Below are 14,190 nucleotides of genomic sequence, written 5' to 3' on the forward strand. Positions count from 1 at the left end.
CCGGGCGCTAGGCTGATGTGACGGAGACGCAGGCCGGGGGCCGGAGATGACACAGAAGTTGCGCGACAACGAGGTGGCGGTTGCGACGGATGCGCCGCGCGATGCGGCGCTGCATTTCATCGGCCGGATCCGCACGCCGTTCACCCGCCGCGACCTCTGCCCGCGGCAGGGGCGGCTCGACGGCCCGGACTGCCGGCTGGTGCTCGACGCGCCCTGGGCCGCCGGTCTGGCCGGGCTCGAGCGCTACGAATTTGCCGATGTGCTCTACTGGCTGCACGAAAGCCGCCGCGACCTGGTGCTGCAAAGCCCGCGCTCGGATGGCGCGGTGCGCGGTGTCTTTTCGCTGCGCTCGCCGGTACGGCCCAATCCGATCGGCCTGTCCAAGGTGGCGATTCTGCGGATCGAGGGGCCAGAGGTCATCGTGCGCGGTCTCGACTGTCTCGACGGCACGCCGCTGATCGATCTCAAGCCCGACCGCTGTGCCTATACCATCGCCGCGCCCGACAAGCCGGCCGACCGCAGCCCCTGAGCAAGGGAGCGGGGCTTGCGTCCGCCCGAGACACCTGACAAAAAAGCTCGGATGCCGACCGACAGCACCCTGAGCCCGCCCCGCCGCCGCCGTCATGCGGAACCGCTGCGCCTTTTGCGCGCGGCGGCCTATGCGGTGGCCGGGCTCTGCCTCTTGCCGATCCTTGCGGTGACGCTGGCCGGGGTCACCGGCGGGGTCGAAACGCTGACCCACCTGGCGCAGACCGTGCTGCCGCGTTACGCCGGCAACACCCTGGTGCTTGTCGCCTGCGTGGCGCTGGGCACGCTCAGCATCGGCACCGGTGCGGCCTGTTTCGTCACCATGACCGAATTTCGCGGCCGCCGGCTGTTCGAGATCCTGCTGGTGGTGCCGCTGGCCTTTCCGGCCTATGTGCTGGCCTATGCCTATACCCATCTGCTCGACCATCCCGGCATCGTGCAGAGCACCCTGCGCGAGGTCATGGGCTGGGGGCCGCGCGATTATTGGTTCCCCGAGATTCGCAGTCTCGGCGGGGCCGCGGCCATGCTGGTTCTGGTGCTCTATCCTTATGTCTACCTGCTGGCGCGCGCCGCCTTTCTGGGCCAGAGCGCGAGCACTTTTCACGCCGCCCGCGCGCTGGGCAACACGCCGCTTCAGGCCTTTCTCAAGGTGACCCTGCCGATGGCGCGCCCGGCGATTGCGGCCGGCGTGTTGCTGGCGACGATGGAGACCATCGCCGATTTCGGCACGGTGTCCTATTTCGGCGTCCCGACCTTTGCCACCGGCATCTACACCAGCTGGTTTTCCATGGCCGACCGTGCCGCGGCGGCGCAGCTGTCGCTCGGGCTGCTGGCCTTTGCGCTGACCCTGGCGGTGCTCGAGCGCCGGTCGCGCGGCGAGGCCAAGTATCATACCGGCCAGCGGGTCGAGCGGCTGACCCGGCTGCGGCTGCATGGCAGCTCCGAATTCGCGGCCTGGGCGCTGTGCGCGGTGCCGGTGCTGTTCGGGGCGGTGATCCCGATCGTCGCGCTGGTGATCATGGGGCAGGGCTCGGGGCAGGATCTTATGAGCCGGCGCTATCTGGGGTTCATCCAGAACTCGCTGGTGCTCGCCGGCACGGCGGCGCTCTGCACTCTGGCCGCGGCGGTGGTTCTGGGCTTTTTTCACCGCGCCGCACGCCGCCCGGGCGCGCGCTGGGCGATCTATGCCGGGCGGCTGGGCTATGCGGTGCCGGGCGGGGTGATCGCCGTCGGGCTGATGGTGCCTTTCGCCGCCTTCGACAACGCGCTGGACGCGGTGATGCGCGATTGGTTCGGGGTCTCGACCGGGCTGCTGTTCACCGGGTCGATCTGGGTCCTGGTCTTTGCCTATATGATCCGGTTTATGGCCGCCGCCATCGGCGCCTATGAGGGCGGGCAGAGCGCGATCAACCCCAATCTCGACGCCGCCAGCCGGGTGCTCGGCCAGTCGAGCTACGGCACCCTTCGGCGCATCCATCTGCCGATCCTGACGCCGTCCCTGCTGACCGCGCTGCTGATCGTCTTTGTCGACGTGATGAAGGAATTGCCGGCGACGCTGATCCTGCGGCCGTTCAATTATGACACGCTGGCGGTGCAGGCGCATCGGCTGGCGGCCGATGAACGGCTCGAAGGAGCGGCGGTGCCCAGCCTGGTGATTGTGGCGGTGGGCGTGCTGCCGGTTATCCTGCTCTGCCGCCGGGTGGGCCGGGAATAGCGGCGCAGACTGGCGCGGGAGCCTGCCGCCGCGCATTGCTTGGCTCCGCAGGTCGGCGAGGCACGGCGCTTGATCCGCTGGACAGAGAAAAGCCCCGCCTGCGGAACAGGCGGGGCCCTGGTCTTCGATCGGGCGCGGAGATTACTCCCAGCCGACCTGGTTGAAGATTTTCTGTGCGGTCGGGATGTTGCCGGCCACGGCGCTCAGATCGACGCTGTCGGGCTTGAAAAAGCCGAGCTCGGCCACCGAGGGGCTGATCGCCACACCGGGCACAGCCGGGTATTCATCGTTGCCGGCCGAGAAATACTGCTGCGCCTGATCCGAGGTCAGATATTCGAGGAACTTGATCGCGTTCTCGCGGTTCGGGGCGTTCACCGCCACACCGCCGCCCGAGAGGTTCATATGCGCGCCGTTGCCGTTCTGATCGGGAAAGACCCAGCCGATGCTGTCCAGGCTGTCGCTCAGACCGCTGACATCGGTGCGGATGGCGCGGGCAAAGTAATAGGTGTTCGACACGGCGATATCGCATTCGCCCGAGACGATGCCGCGGAGCTGGTCGGTGTCGCCGCCCTGCGGATCGCGGGCAAAGTTGTCCTTGACTGCCTGGGCCCAGTCGCGCGCGGCCTCTTCGCCCTCATGCTCGACGATGGCGGCCAGCAGGGTCTGCATGTAGGCGTTGGTCGAAGAGCGGATGCAGACCAGGCCTTCATACTCCGGCTTGGCCAGATCGGCATAGGTCGCGGGCGGGTTTTCCACATCGTTCTTGTCGTAGAAGATGATGCGCGAACGCTGCGAGAAGCCGAACCACTGGTTGTCGTCATCCTGGAGATAGGCCGGCACCCGCGCCTCGAGCAACTCGCTGTCGATCGCTTGCAGCACGCCAGCTTCCTTGGCGCGGGTCAGCCGCGAGGTGTCGACGGTGAGCAGCACGTCGGCCGGCGAGTTGGCGCCTTCGGATTCCATCCGCGCGATCAGTTCGTCGGCATTGCCTTCGATGCGGTTGATGGTGATGCCGGTCTGCGCTTCGAAATCGGAATAGAGCCGCTCGTCGGTGTCGTAGTGACGCGAGGAATAGAGGTTGACCTCACCCTCGGCCAGCGCCGCACCGGCGCTCAGGGACAGGGCAAGGATCGAGGTGACAGCGGTGTGCCGCATGTGTATCTCCATGGGTTGATATCTTACTAAATCTCTCGGTAATTGATCCGCAGGCGCGCTGCAATCCAATTCCGACAAAATAGATCGGAATATTTGCCGCGGGCGCTGCGCTGGACTTTCCGGTCCGGCCGCGCCAGAGAACGCAGCGAACAGGAACGGAGCGGACATGCAGGCGGCAGTCGCGGGATTTGCACTCGGGTTTTCCCTCATTCTGGCGATCGGGGCGCAGAACGCCTTTGTGCTGCGGCAAGGGCTCAAGGGGCTGCATGTTCTGCCGGTGGTGCTGACCTGCGCGCTGAGCGATGCATTGCTGATCGCCGCCGGCGTGGCGGGGTTTGGCGCTCTGGCCGAGGCGGTGCCGCTGTTCGAGACGGTGATGCGCCTGGGCGGGGCGGCCTTTCTGATCTGGTACGGGCTGCGCAATTTCCGCGCCGCGGCCGCGGGCGGCGCGGCGCTGGCTGACACCGGCGAAAGCACCCAGAGCCTGCGGGCGGCGGTGCTGACCTGCCTGGCGCTGACCTGGCTCAACCCGCATGTCTACCTCGACACCGTGGTGCTTCTGGGCTCGATCTCGGCGCAATATGACGAAAGACTGGCCTTCGCGCTGGGGGCGATGAGTGCCTCGTTTGCCTTTTTCTTCTCGCTGGGTTTCGGCGCCCGGCTGCTTCGGCCGCTCTTTACCTCGGCCCGGGCCTGGCAGATCCTCGACGTGGTGGTCGGGCTGACTATGTGGGCGATCGCGGCAAAACTCATTCTGGGATAACGCTGCGGGCCTTGCACATCCCGCCCGGGCGGGTCTTGATGCGCGCATGACAAAACCCCAGCCTTCCCCTGTGCGTGGCGTGTTCTGGATGCTGGTCACGGGGCTGTGCTTCGTGGCGGTAACGGCGCTCGTCAAATACCTCGACAATGCGGTGCCTTCGGCGCAGGCGGCGTTTCTGCGGTATGTGCTGGGGCTGGTCTTCCTGTTGCCGGCGGCCAGGACACTGCTTGCCACACGGATGAGCCCGCGTCAGTGGCGGCTCTTTGGCCTGCGCGGCGCGGTGCACACCCTCGGGGTGATCCTGTGGTTCTTTGCCATGACGCGTATTCCCATCGCCGAGGTGACGGCGATGAACTATCTTTCGCCGGTCTATGTCACCATCGGGGCGGCGCTGTTTCTGGGTGAAAAGCTGGCTTTTCGGCGGATCCTGGCGGTCTGTATCGCGCTGCTGGGGGCGGTGATCATCCTGCGGCCGGGCTTTCGCGAAGTGAACCCCGGCCATCTGGCGATGCTGGGCACCGCGGTGCTGTTTGCCTGTTCCTACCTGGTGGCCAAGATCGTGGCCGACGAGGTGTCGCCGACGCTGGTTGTCGCCATGCTCTCGGTCACCGTGACCATCGGGCTGGCGCCTTTTGCCTTGGTCGTCTGGGTCGCGCCCGACCTGTGGACGCTGGCGGTCCTGTTTGCCGTCGCCTGTTTCGCCACGGGGGGGCATTTTGCCATGACCCTGGCGTTTCGCGCCGCGCCCCTGACGGTGACCCAGCCGATCACCTTTCTGCAACTGGTCTGGGCGGTCAGCCTCGGAGCACTGGTCTTTGGCGAACCGGTCGATCCGGCGGTGGTGCTGGGCGGCGGGCTGATCCTGGGCTCGGTCATCTTCATCACCCTGCGCGAGGCGCAGCTCAAGCGCCGCGAAGTGACGCCCGGGGTCAACGCGCCCAAGGTCTGAGCCCTCACATCTCCTGCAACAGCGTTTCGATGTGATCGCCCAGAGCGCGGGCCGGGACCGCGGCCTCGCGCACCAGGTGATCGAAATGCCGGGTGATGGCGCGCACCCGCTCGGTGTCGCGGAAGGCCAGGTAATTGCTGCCGAGATAGATCACCGCCTGCAAGGGGCCAAAGATCGTCAGCGGCGCGGAATAGAGCCGGCGGGCGTCGAACAGGCAGATTCGCATCCGCGGATAGAGCTGCGCGGCCAGCCGCTGCAACCGCGCGAGCTGGGCCTGCCGCAGATCGCGGGGCAGCCCGGCGTAATATCCTGTGCCGCCGGCAAAGCTGGCGAGTTCGAACATCGGCAGGGAGATCTCGTAATCCGAGGCGGAATCGCGCATCCATTCCAGCCGCTCTTCCGAGGCGTTGATCGCCTGTTCGGCGGTGCGGCCCAGATGCGGCGTATATTCCCAATCCAGCACCTCGCGGGTCTTCAGCATGTCGGGCAGGGCAGGGGGAACATAGCGGATCTTGTAGCCGTCGGCCTCGAGATGCCAGTCGAAGATCTGCTGATCGACCAGCGCGCGCGGTGCCTCGGTGATGCGAAAGGCATTGGCGACAATGCGCGCGGCGCTCTCGGGTCGGTCCGACAGGCCCAGCAGCCAATCGGCCGAGACGCCCAGCGCCCGGGCACATTCCGCCACCACTTGGCCGTTGGGCAGGCGTGCGCCGCTGCCGGAGACAAGCTGTGACACGGTCGATCGATCAACGCCGATGTCGCGCGCCAGGGCGCTCTGGTTGGTGCCGGCCTGGGCCATCGCTTCGCTGACCCTGCTTCGGAAGGTTTCAGCTCTGACGCGCTTGTCGGTTTTTGCCATCATGTGGTGAATAATATCACAGATGCGGAATTTTGCTAACTATATTCCGAATGTCCCCACAGGCCTGACAGGCGTATGCCGAAGCCATATCAACAAATGGAGGCAGACTTGGAAACGCGCGAACGCACGATCGTCAAAGGTGTGGTGTGGATTTTCATGGGGCTGGTGGTGATGAGCCTCGTGGGGCTGCTTTTCACCGGCTCCGTGGCCGTGGGCGGCACCATGGCGCTGGTGAATTCTGCAATCGGCTTCGTCAACTACGTGCTCTATGAACGCTTCTGGGCCGGGGTGCGCTGGGGTCGGCAGGCCTGAGGTCAGTCCGGCAGGGCGCGGCCGTGCAGGCGCAGAAACAGGCTTTCCTCGTCGTCATTGCGAAAGAATGGCACCGAGGCGGGCGGCGCGGGGTCATCGACCCGCGCGGCCACCTCGGCCAGCACCACTTCGGTGATGAACGGCAGGTCGAGCGCCCGCACCTCGTCGAGCGCGACCCAGTGCAGATGGCTCAACTCGTCGCAGGCGGCCGAGAAATCATCCGGGTCCGAGGCCAGGTCGGCGGCATCGATCAGGAAAAACCGCGCATCGAAGCGCCGGGGCCGGCCCGGCGGGGTGACGGCGCGAAAAACGAATTGCAGCGGCGCGGCATCGGGCAGAAGGCCCATGTCGGCAAAGCCCTGCCAATCGGCCGGAACCGCGCCGGGCCAGCGGCCTTTCTGGCCAAGCAACAGGCCGGTTTCTTCCCAGAGTTCGCGAATCGCGGCGGCGGCAACCGCGTGGCTGTTGTCGTCGACGCAATCCTCGCGCAGGCGATGGGCGCAGGGCAGGGCAATCGGACGGGCGAGCGGCACATCGGCATCCGCCGCATCCACCGCGCCGCCGGGAAAGACGAACTTGTTGGGCATGAAGGCCGCGGCAGCGCCGCGCTGACCCATCAGGATACGCGGCCGTGTCGCCCGGTCGCGCAGCACGATCACCGTCGCCGCGTCGCGTATCCCGGTCTTGTCGATGCTGCTCATCCTACCCCCTGTCAGGGGCGCGGCGCCTCTGGTTCGGCCGGTTTGCCAAATCCGTGCATCCTGCGCGCCCATTGAAATGCCACGATCATGCCCTTGAGCCTCGGCAGAAGATATAGCGAGAGCGCAATCGTGCCAACGCCAAATATGGTGAAGAGCACCAGCGGCTCGGGCCGCCAGGTGGTAAAGACAACCAACAGCAACGGCGCCAGAAGATGGCCCACGATCAGGATGGTGAGATAGGCCGGGCCGTCGTCGGCGCGGTGGTGATGCAGCTCCTGCCGGCAGACCGGGCAGGCATCCCGCACCTTGAGATAGCCGGAGAGCATCGGACCGTTGCCGCAGTTCGGGCACTTGCGCCGCCAGCCCTTCCAGAGCGTCGGCCAGAGCTCGCGTTCTGCCGTGTCGGGCCTGCTGCCGGGCCGCAGATCGACCGTCTCGACCGCATCGCGATCGGACAATTGATAATTCTTCATGGTCACCACCTCGCTAACCAAACCGAGACTATGAGCCTTCCAATGAAAAAAACATCGGACAATCCGTCCTTGCGGCGGGATGTCGCGTGAGCGCTCACGGCGACGTGATCAAAAAACCTGCGCAGGGCCGACGGAAGCGCCGGGCCGGCCCGTTTGAGGCTCAGATCGCGACGGAAAAGACCGCCGCATCGCAAGCAGGAAACCGAAAGGACGACTACAATGAGCAAGACACGCACTCCGCTGATCGGCGCGGCCCTCATCGCGGCCATCGCCCTGAGCGTTCCGGCAGGCAGCGCGCTGGCCAAGGGCGGCGCCGGCTTTGGCGGCATGGGGGGCGCAGCCGCTCTCGAGTTCGAGCATTTCGATCAGAATGGCAACGGCAGCCTGACCCCCGAGGAAATGCGCGACATCGGCAAGGCCCGCTTTGCCCGGATGGACGCCAACGGCGACGGCGAGTTGAGCGCCGAAGAGCTCGAGGCCGCGGACGACGCGCGCCGCGACGCCCGCTTTGCGCGAATGATCGACCGTCTCGACACCGATGGCAACGGCACCGTCAGCGCCGCCGAAATGGAGGCCGGCCACGACAAGATGCGCAAGGGCGGTAAGATGGGCAAAGGGCATGCCCGCGGCGACAAGGCGCGCGGTGGCAAGGACGGTGGCGAACATCGCCGGGCCGACCGTGACGGCGCCCGCGGCGGCGCAGGTTTTGACCGGCTGTTCGCGCTGATCGACACCGATGGCAACGGCAGCGTCTCGGAGGCCGAATTCGACAGCGCCAAGGAACGTCTTGCGGCCCGCCGCCCCGGCAATGCTCCGGCCCCGACCGAGAACTGAGCCCGGCTTCGGGCGCGAGCTTTCATCCCTTTGCTCCCGCCCGGTCCGCGTCTCCCCCTGCCATGGCGGGGGGAGGCGTCGAACAGACCAGGGATGACCGCAAGGGGGCTGGCGGGATTGCCCGGTTCCCAAGCGCGACAAAAGGATTTAGGCCGCGGTATATGGACATGGCGCTCGACGCAACGGACGGGATCAGTGACGAGGCATTGCTGGTGCTCTACGCCAATGGCGACGGGCCGGCGGCGCGTGCCCTGACGCTGCGGCTGACGCCCCGGGCCTATGCCCAGGCCTTTCGCATGCTGGGCGACCGCGCCGAGGCCGAGGACGTGACACAGGATGCGCTGATGCGCCTGTGGAAGATCGCGCCCGACTGGCGGCAGGGCGAGGCGCAGGTCAGCACCTGGCTTTGGCGGGTGGTGGCCAACCTGGCCACCGACCGGCTGCGCAAACGCCGCCGGGTTGCGCCGCTCGAGGACGCCGGCGAACCGGTGGACGACACCGGCGACGCCCCGGCACAGATGCAGACCGAGGCGCGACGCGCCGCCCTGGCCGGGGCGCTGGCCAAACTGCCGGAACGGCAGCGCCGGGCGGTTGAACTGAGGCATTTCGAGGGGTTGGGCAACCCCGAGATCGCCGCCATACTTGGGATCAGCGTTGAGGCTGTCGAAAGCCTTACCGCACGTGGCAAGCGGGCCCTGGCCCGCGCGCTTGAGGGCCGCAAGGCAGAACTGGGGTACACCGATGACGAGGTCTGACAAACTGGGCGAGGAGGCTTTCCTCGAGGCGCTGTTCGAGGAAGAACGGCAGGCGCGCCGTCCTTCTGGCCCGGAGGTCTCGCCGGAGCTGCTGGCGCGGGTGATGACCGATGCCGAAACGGTGCAGGCCGGTTTCGACACAGCTAAATTGCCGGAACGCAAAGCGCCGCCGCGCCCGGGTCTTTTCGCGCAGCTTGGCGCGGCGCTGGGCGGCTGGCCGGCCTTTGCCGGGCTGGCGGCGGCGTCGGTCAGCGGGCTGTTGATCGGCATCAGCCCGCCTGAGAGCCTCAGCGAGACGGCGGCCTATTACACCACCGAGGAGGCGGCGCTTTATGATCCGGTCTCCGGCTTCGACTTCGACCTTGGGGAAGGCTGACCATGGCGGACAATACCAAACCACGCCGCATTTTGCCGGGCCTGCGGGTCGTGCTGTTTCTGTCCCTGGCGATGAACCTGGCGATTGTCGGGCTGGTGGCGGGCTTTCTGCTCACCGGCGGGCCGGGCAAGGCGCCGCCGCGCAACCCGCGTGACGCCGTGGCGCCTTACACCCAGGCCCTGACCCGCGACGACCGCAAGGCGATCGGCCGCGAATGGTTTCGCGAGATGCGCAAGGAAGGCCCGCGCGAGGCGGTGCGAGAGCGGGCCCGGGCCGAATACCGCGAAGCGCTGGCCGTGCTGCGCGCCGAGCCGTTCGATGCGGGCGCCTTCGCCGAGGTGCTCGATCGCCAGAACGCCCGTGCCGCCGCGCGCCAGCAGCGCGGTCAGGAGATCCTGGTGTCCTATGTGGCCGCGATGAGCCCCGAGGGCCGCGCCGCCTTTGCCGACCGCGTGGCCGAGGCGCTGGAGCGCGGCGACCGGCGCCACAAGTAACCCCGCTCAGGCCGCCGGGCGGCGCAGTTCGACCTGGTTGCGGCCGTGCGCCTTGGCCTTGTAGAGCGCGGCATCGGCATCCCGCAAAAGCGCCTCGGGCCGCAGCGGGGCGGCACCGGCGGCGGCGCCCGGCGTCGCCTGTGGCCGCGCGATCATCACGCCGATCGAAATCGTGATGCGGATCGGCGCCTCCTGCCCGGGAATGGCGAAGGGCGCGTCCGACACCGCGGCGCAGAGCCGGTGCGCGGTGCGGTTGGCCCGGTGGTCGGCGGCGTCGGGCAGCACGACGAGAAACTCCTCGCCGCCGATCCGCGCCACCAGGTCGACGGCGCGCAGATTGTCGCGCAGCCGCCGCGCCAGCTCCGACAATACGGCATCGCCGGCGGCATGGCCAAAGTTGTCGTTGACCTTCTTGAAGTGATCGAGATCGGCCACCATCACCGCGAAGGGCCGGCCCAGACGGGTCGCCCGCTCCGAGATCCGGGTGATATGGGGCAGGGCGTAGCGGCGATTGAACAGCCCGGTCAGCGGATCGGTCACCGCCGCGCGGAGCCCTTCGCGCACCGTGCTGCGCAGCCGGTCGGCCATGCGTTTGCGTGCCACCAGCCGCTCCACCCGCAGGGCGATCTCGGCGGGCGAGGTATCGGCCGGGGCGACATCGTCGGCCCCCAGATCGAGCACCGCGGCCGCCAGCGGCCCGGCGTTCTCCGGCGCCAGCACCAGCACCCCGGCATAGCGGGTGGCGGCGCGGGCGCGCAGGTCGGGCAGGATCTGCATTTCCGCATCCGCCTTGCCGGCATCGAGCGCGATCACCAGCACATCCGGCGTCGCCCCGGCGGGGCCGCCCGGCGGCCGGTTCAGCGGATGAAACACCTCGCGCGGCGACATCAGGTCGAGCCGATGCGGCAGCAGCCCGCGCAGGTCGCGCAGCCGGCCGGCCAGGCCGCGCCGCTCTTCGGCGATAATCCCGATGCGGGCCGGAAGATCGAAGCGCGCCGCCGGTTCCGACAGGCCCAGCGCGCGGTGGGTGCCGTCGCGCATCCGCAGCTCCATCTCGGTCTCGTGGCCACGCAGCAGCGCCCGCAGCCGGGCCAGCAAGAGCGTGTCGCAGCACGGCTGATCGAGGATGCTGCTGGCCCCGGCCTCAAGCGCGGCAATGCGGGCATCGGCGCTGTTTTCCGATGCCATCAGCACGATCGGACAATGCGCCGTGGCGGCAAGGCTGCGCAGCCGGCGGCAGAGATCGACCGGCGAGGCATCGCCCAGCCCGCCGATGAGGATCACCGAGGGGGTCTTGCGGCGCACTTGCTCCAGCGCTTCGGCGGCGCTCACCGCCTGTTCGACCTCGTAGAAGGCCGCCGCCAGTTTGACTTTCAGAACGATGCGGTTGGTCGCCACCGCATCGACAAGTAGGATTTGCCGTGCCAACAGTGAACCCTCGGGTCTTTCCTCAATCTTGTGTTAAGTTTTCGGCCCGAAGAGTTAAGAAATTCTTTCCACGCGGTAACATTCGGGAGCGCACATATGGCGTATACGCGGGAATCTGCCGAAACCCTGGGCTTGCAGGCCCTGGCTTGGCTGGTGGCGCAGGAGGATCTTGTCGGGGTCTTTCTCGGCTCGACCGGGATGGCAGAGGCCGATCTGCGGCAGCGGGCGGCCGAGCCGGATTTCCTCGGTTCGGTGCTGGATTTCATCATGATGGATGACGCCTGGGTGATCCGGTTCTGCGATGCCCACGGGCTGGCATATGAGCGGATGATGCTGGCGCGTGCGGCGCTGCCCGGCGGCGCGCAGGTGCATTGGACATGACGATCAGGGCCATCGCCTTTGACAAGGACGGCACGCTGTTCGATTTCGGCGCCACCTGGGATGGCTGGGCGGCCGGGGTGATCGCCACGCTGTCGGACGGCGATGCGGCGCTGGCGCAGGCGATGGCGGCCTCGGCGCGCTACGATCTGGAGCGGCTGACCTTCGAGCCCGACAGCCCGGTCATCGCCGGCACCGCGCGCGAGGCGGCGGAATGTTTTGCCCGCGTATTGCCCGGCCGTTCGGTGGAGCAGGTCGAGCGCTTTCTCGACGCGGCCGCCCGCAATGCGCCGCTGGCCCCCGCGGTGCCACTGGCGCCGCTGCTCGGCGCCTTGACCGCCCGCGGCCTGCGGCTTGGCGTGGTGACCAATGACACCGAAACCTCGGCGCGGGCGCATCTGGCGGCGGTCGAGGTCACCGGGCTGTTCGATTTCATCGCCGGGTTCGACAGCGGCTATGGCATGAAGCCCGATCCGGCGCCGCTCCTGGCCTTTGCCAGTGCGGTCGAGATCCCGCCGGAAGACGTGGTGATGGTGGGCGACAGCACCCATGACCTGATTGCCGGCCGCGCGGCGGGCATGGTCACGGTCGGCGTGCTAACCGGCCCGGCCCGGGCCGACGCGCTGGCGCCGCATGCGGATGCCGTGCTGGCCGACATCGGTCATCTGCCCGACTGGCTCGACAGACACTGAGATGACCCGCGCGCCCCGGCGCGGGGGCCGGGGCCTCCTGGCGCGCGGGCCGTTTCCCGAGGTGCGCGCCTTGGGCGGAGAGGTCCCGGCGCGGGGGCCGGGACGGGGGCGGACTGACGGTCAGCGCTGGCTGGTTTGCCAGTCGGGGTGAATCCAGGGCTCGGCGTTCTCCGGCGGCAGCGGGCTGCGGCCGAGGATGTGATCGGCGGCTTTCTCCCCCACCATGATCGAGGGCGCATTGAGGTTGCCATTGGTGATCCGCGGAAAGATCGAGCTGTCGGCCACCCGCAGCCCCTCGACGCCGATCACCCGGGCCTCCGGGTCGACCACCGCGCCGGGATCGTCGCGGGCGCCCATCCGGCAGGTGCCGCAGGGGTGATAGGCGCTTTCCACGTGCTCGCGGATGAACCCGTCAAGCTCGGCATCGCTCTGCACATCCGCGCCCGGCTGAATCTCGGCGCCGGCAAAGGGTTGGAAGGCCTCCTGGGCAAAGATCTCGCGGGTGAGGTGGATGCAGGTGCGGAAGTCTTCCCAATCCTTGGCATGCGACATGTAGTTGAACTGGATTTTCGGCGCGTCCCGCGGATCGCGCGAACGCAGGCTGACCGAGCCACGCGAGGGTGAGCGCATCGGGCCGACATGGGCCTGGAAACCATGGCCCTCGGCCGCCGCCTTGCCGTCGTAGCGGACGGCGATCGGCAGGAAGTGATACTGGATGTCCGGGTAGCGCACACCCGCGCGCGAGCGGATGAAGGCGGCGCTTTCGAACTGGTTCGAGGCGCCCGGCCCGCGCCGCGCCGCCAGCCATTGAAGCCCGACCCAGGCCTTGCCGAAGAGGTTCCAGTACTTGAACAGAGACACCGGCTGCGATGCGGCCATCTGCACATAGAGCTCGAGGTGGTCCTGAAGGTTCATCCCCACGCCGGGGCGGTTGGCCAGCACCTCGATGCCATGCGCCGAGAGATGCGCGCCGGGGCCCACGCCCGAGAGCATCAGCAGCTTGGGCGAATTGATCGACGAGGCGGCGAGGATCACCTCGCGGCCGGCATGCACGGTGTCGCGCCCGCCATGACGCAAAAGCTCGACGCCGGTGGCGCGGCCCTCCTTGATCACCACCCGCGTCGCCAGCCCGCGCACCAGGGTGCAGCGGCCGGTGGCACGGGCCGGTTTGAGGTAGGCCCGCGCCGCCGACCAGCGTTCGCCGCCATGAATCGTCGAATCCATAGGGCCAAAGCCTTCCTGCTTGGCGCCGTTGTAATCCTGGGTGGTCTCGTAGCCCGCCTGTCTGCCGGCTTCGACAAAGGCCTTGACCAGCGGGTTCTCGCGGCTGCCGCGGCTGACGTGCAGGGGGCCGTCGGTGCCGCGCCAGGACGGATCGCCGCCATGGCCGCTGGCGTGCCAGTTCTCCATCCGCTTGAAATAGGGCAGCACATCCGCCGCCGCCCAGCCGCTGGCGCCGGTGTCGCTCCAGTGATCGAAGTCCTCGGCATGACCGCGCACATAGACCATGCCGTTGATCGACGACGAGCCGCCGATCACCTTGCCGCGCGGACAGGCCAGCCTGCGGCCGCCGAGATAGGGCTCGGGCTCCGACTGGTACCCCCAGTCGTAGCGCTTCATGTTCATCGGGTAGGACAGCGCGCCGGGCATCTGGATGAACGGCCCCTTGTCCGAGCCGCCATGCTCGATCACCACGACGCTGCGCCCGGCTTCGGTCAGGCGGTGGGCCAGTGCGCAGCCGGCGGACCCGGCGCCTACGATGACGTAATCGGCCTGCAT

The 14,190-nt window shown here is 67.8% G+C and carries 17 protein-coding genes; 11 read left to right on the top strand and 6 right to left on the bottom strand.

Features of this window, described 5'->3' with window-relative positions:
- Window positions 1-46: 46 nt before the first annotated feature.
- On the top strand, window positions 47-529 hold the full coding sequence (gene tsaA, locus BMW90_RS02145; RefSeq protein WP_074834610.1) for a tRNA (N6-threonylcarbamoyladenosine(37)-N6)-methyltransferase TrmO: 483 nt from the start codon (window positions 47-49) through the stop codon (window positions 527-529).
- Window positions 530-580: 51 nt separating this feature from the next.
- Window positions 581-2,242, top strand: a complete 1,662-nt coding sequence (locus BMW90_RS02150; protein WP_074834612.1) for an ABC transporter permease — start codon at window positions 581-583, stop codon at window positions 2,240-2,242.
- A gap of 141 nt (window positions 2,243-2,383) precedes the next feature.
- Here the strand turns inward: BMW90_RS02150 and BMW90_RS02155 are convergent, their stop codons facing one another.
- Complete coding sequence (locus tag BMW90_RS02155; RefSeq protein WP_048530291.1) at window positions 2,384-3,397, bottom strand: Fe(3+) ABC transporter substrate-binding protein; 1,014 nt, start codon at window positions 3,395-3,397, stop codon at window positions 2,384-2,386.
- A 166-nt stretch (window positions 3,398-3,563) separates the two neighbouring features.
- On the opposite strand from BMW90_RS02155, the gene BMW90_RS02160 reads away from it, so the two are divergent.
- Together BMW90_RS02160 and BMW90_RS02165 are read left to right on the top strand one after the other, a co-directional pair.
- On the top strand, window positions 3,564-4,160 hold the full coding sequence (locus BMW90_RS02160; protein WP_074834613.1) for a LysE/ArgO family amino acid transporter: 597 nt from the start codon (window positions 3,564-3,566) through the stop codon (window positions 4,158-4,160).
- Window positions 4,161-4,206: 46 nt separating this feature from the next.
- Entirely contained in the window at window positions 4,207-5,109 is a 903-nt protein-coding gene (locus BMW90_RS02165) for a DMT family transporter (protein ID WP_048530293.1), read from the top strand.
- A 4-nt stretch (window positions 5,110-5,113) separates the two neighbouring features.
- Here the strand turns inward: BMW90_RS02165 and BMW90_RS02170 are convergent, their stop codons facing one another.
- A complete protein-coding gene (locus BMW90_RS02170) occupies window positions 5,114-5,971 on the bottom strand; it encodes a helix-turn-helix domain-containing protein (RefSeq protein ID WP_074834616.1) in 858 nt (285 codons plus the stop codon).
- 105 nt (window positions 5,972-6,076) lie between these two features.
- Between BMW90_RS02170 and BMW90_RS02175 the strand changes: the two genes are divergently transcribed.
- Window positions 6,077-6,280 (top strand): DUF2061 domain-containing protein, encoded by a 204-nt coding sequence (locus BMW90_RS02175; protein ID WP_048530296.1) that lies wholly within the window; start codon window positions 6,077-6,079, stop codon window positions 6,278-6,280.
- Between the two features lie 2 nt (window positions 6,281-6,282).
- Here the strand turns inward: BMW90_RS02175 and BMW90_RS02180 are convergent, their stop codons facing one another.
- A complete protein-coding gene (locus tag BMW90_RS02180; RefSeq protein WP_048530298.1) occupies window positions 6,283-6,981 on the bottom strand; it encodes an NUDIX hydrolase in 699 nt (232 codons plus the stop codon).
- A gap of 11 nt (window positions 6,982-6,992) precedes the next feature.
- Entirely contained in the window at window positions 6,993-7,454 is a 462-nt protein-coding gene (locus tag BMW90_RS02185) for a DUF983 domain-containing protein (RefSeq protein ID WP_082154571.1), read from the bottom strand.
- Between the two features lie 219 nt (window positions 7,455-7,673).
- Between BMW90_RS02185 and BMW90_RS02190 the strand changes: the two genes are divergently transcribed.
- The 4 genes from BMW90_RS02190 to BMW90_RS02205 all read left to right on the top strand — a co-directional run bounded on the left by BMW90_RS02190 (window position 7,674) and on the right by BMW90_RS02205 (window position 9,913).
- Entirely contained in the window at window positions 7,674-8,288 is a 615-nt protein-coding gene (locus tag BMW90_RS02190; protein ID WP_074834617.1) for an EF-hand domain-containing protein, read from the top strand.
- Window positions 8,289-8,449: 161 nt separating this feature from the next.
- Window positions 8,450-9,043, top strand: coding sequence for an RNA polymerase sigma factor (locus tag BMW90_RS02195; protein ID WP_074834619.1), 594 nt, complete (start codon window positions 8,450-8,452; stop codon window positions 9,041-9,043).
- Window positions 9,030-9,419 (top strand): hypothetical protein, encoded by a 390-nt coding sequence (locus BMW90_RS02200; protein WP_074834621.1) that lies wholly within the window; start codon window positions 9,030-9,032, stop codon window positions 9,417-9,419. The genes BMW90_RS02195 and BMW90_RS02200 overlap by 14 nt, the downstream gene beginning before the upstream one ends.
- A gap of 2 nt (window positions 9,420-9,421) precedes the next feature.
- Entirely contained in the window at window positions 9,422-9,913 is a 492-nt protein-coding gene (locus BMW90_RS02205; RefSeq protein ID WP_074834622.1) for a periplasmic heavy metal sensor, read from the top strand.
- Window positions 9,914-9,919: 6 nt separating this feature from the next.
- Here BMW90_RS02205 and BMW90_RS02210 read toward each other — a convergent pair whose 3' ends face one another.
- Window positions 9,920-11,341: a diguanylate cyclase gene (locus tag BMW90_RS02210; RefSeq protein ID WP_074834624.1), complete on the bottom strand. Its 1,422-nt coding sequence runs from the start codon at window positions 11,339-11,341 to the stop codon at window positions 9,920-9,922.
- A gap of 96 nt (window positions 11,342-11,437) precedes the next feature.
- Between BMW90_RS02210 and BMW90_RS02215 the strand changes: the two genes are divergently transcribed.
- Both BMW90_RS02215 and BMW90_RS02220 read left to right on the top strand, forming a co-directional pair.
- Complete coding sequence (locus BMW90_RS02215) at window positions 11,438-11,722, top strand: DUF3572 domain-containing protein (protein ID WP_074834626.1); 285 nt, start codon at window positions 11,438-11,440, stop codon at window positions 11,720-11,722.
- A complete protein-coding gene (locus tag BMW90_RS02220) occupies window positions 11,719-12,411 on the top strand; it encodes an HAD family hydrolase (protein WP_074834627.1) in 693 nt (230 codons plus the stop codon). The genes BMW90_RS02215 and BMW90_RS02220 overlap by 4 nt, the downstream gene beginning before the upstream one ends.
- A gap of 120 nt (window positions 12,412-12,531) precedes the next feature.
- Here BMW90_RS02220 and betA read toward each other — a convergent pair whose 3' ends face one another.
- Window positions 12,532-14,190, bottom strand: a complete 1,659-nt coding sequence (gene betA / locus BMW90_RS02225) for a choline dehydrogenase (protein WP_074834629.1) — start codon at window positions 14,188-14,190, stop codon at window positions 12,532-12,534.

Source organism: Marinovum algicola (assembly GCF_900109145.1).
GTDB classification, from domain to species: domain Bacteria; phylum Pseudomonadota; class Alphaproteobacteria; order Rhodobacterales; family Rhodobacteraceae; genus Marinovum; species Marinovum algicola.

What these genes read in the sequence shown, in the direction of transcription:
- BMW90_RS02220 (WP_074834627.1), top strand. Translation starts at nt 11,719, where the DNA reads ATGACGATCAGGGCCATCGCCTTTGACAAGGACGGCACGCTGTTCGAT.
- BMW90_RS02195 (WP_074834619.1), top strand. Translation starts at nt 8,450, where the DNA reads ATGGACATGGCGCTCGACGCAACGGACGGGATCAGTGACGAGGCATTG.
- BMW90_RS02170 (WP_074834616.1), bottom strand. Translation starts at nt 5,971, where the DNA reads ATGATGGCAAAAACCGACAAGCGCGTCAGAGCTGAAACCTTCCGAAGC.
- BMW90_RS02190 (WP_074834617.1), top strand. Translation starts at nt 7,674, where the DNA reads ATGAGCAAGACACGCACTCCGCTGATCGGCGCGGCCCTCATCGCGGCC.
- BMW90_RS02155 (WP_048530291.1), bottom strand. Translation starts at nt 3,397, where the DNA reads ATGCGGCACACCGCTGTCACCTCGATCCTTGCCCTGTCCCTGAGCGCC.
- BMW90_RS02165 (WP_048530293.1), top strand. Translation starts at nt 4,207, where the DNA reads ATGACAAAACCCCAGCCTTCCCCTGTGCGTGGCGTGTTCTGGATGCTG.
- BMW90_RS02185 (WP_082154571.1), bottom strand. Translation starts at nt 7,454, where the DNA reads ATGAAGAATTATCAATTGTCCGATCGCGATGCGGTCGAGACGGTCGAT.
- BMW90_RS02200 (WP_074834621.1), top strand. Translation starts at nt 9,030, where the DNA reads ATGACGAGGTCTGACAAACTGGGCGAGGAGGCTTTCCTCGAGGCGCTG.
- betA (WP_074834629.1), bottom strand. Translation starts at nt 14,190, where the DNA reads ATGCAGGCCGATTACGTCATCGTAGGCGCCGGGTCCGCCGGCTGCGCA.
- BMW90_RS02160 (WP_074834613.1), top strand. Translation starts at nt 3,564, where the DNA reads ATGCAGGCGGCAGTCGCGGGATTTGCACTCGGGTTTTCCCTCATTCTG.
- BMW90_RS02215 (WP_074834626.1), top strand. Translation starts at nt 11,438, where the DNA reads ATGGCGTATACGCGGGAATCTGCCGAAACCCTGGGCTTGCAGGCCCTG.
- BMW90_RS02205 (WP_074834622.1), top strand. Translation starts at nt 9,422, where the DNA reads ATGGCGGACAATACCAAACCACGCCGCATTTTGCCGGGCCTGCGGGTC.
- BMW90_RS02150 (WP_074834612.1), top strand. Translation starts at nt 581, where the DNA reads ATGCCGACCGACAGCACCCTGAGCCCGCCCCGCCGCCGCCGTCATGCG.
- BMW90_RS02180 (WP_048530298.1), bottom strand. Translation starts at nt 6,981, where the DNA reads ATGAGCAGCATCGACAAGACCGGGATACGCGACGCGGCGACGGTGATC.
- tsaA (WP_074834610.1), top strand. Translation starts at nt 47, where the DNA reads ATGACACAGAAGTTGCGCGACAACGAGGTGGCGGTTGCGACGGATGCG.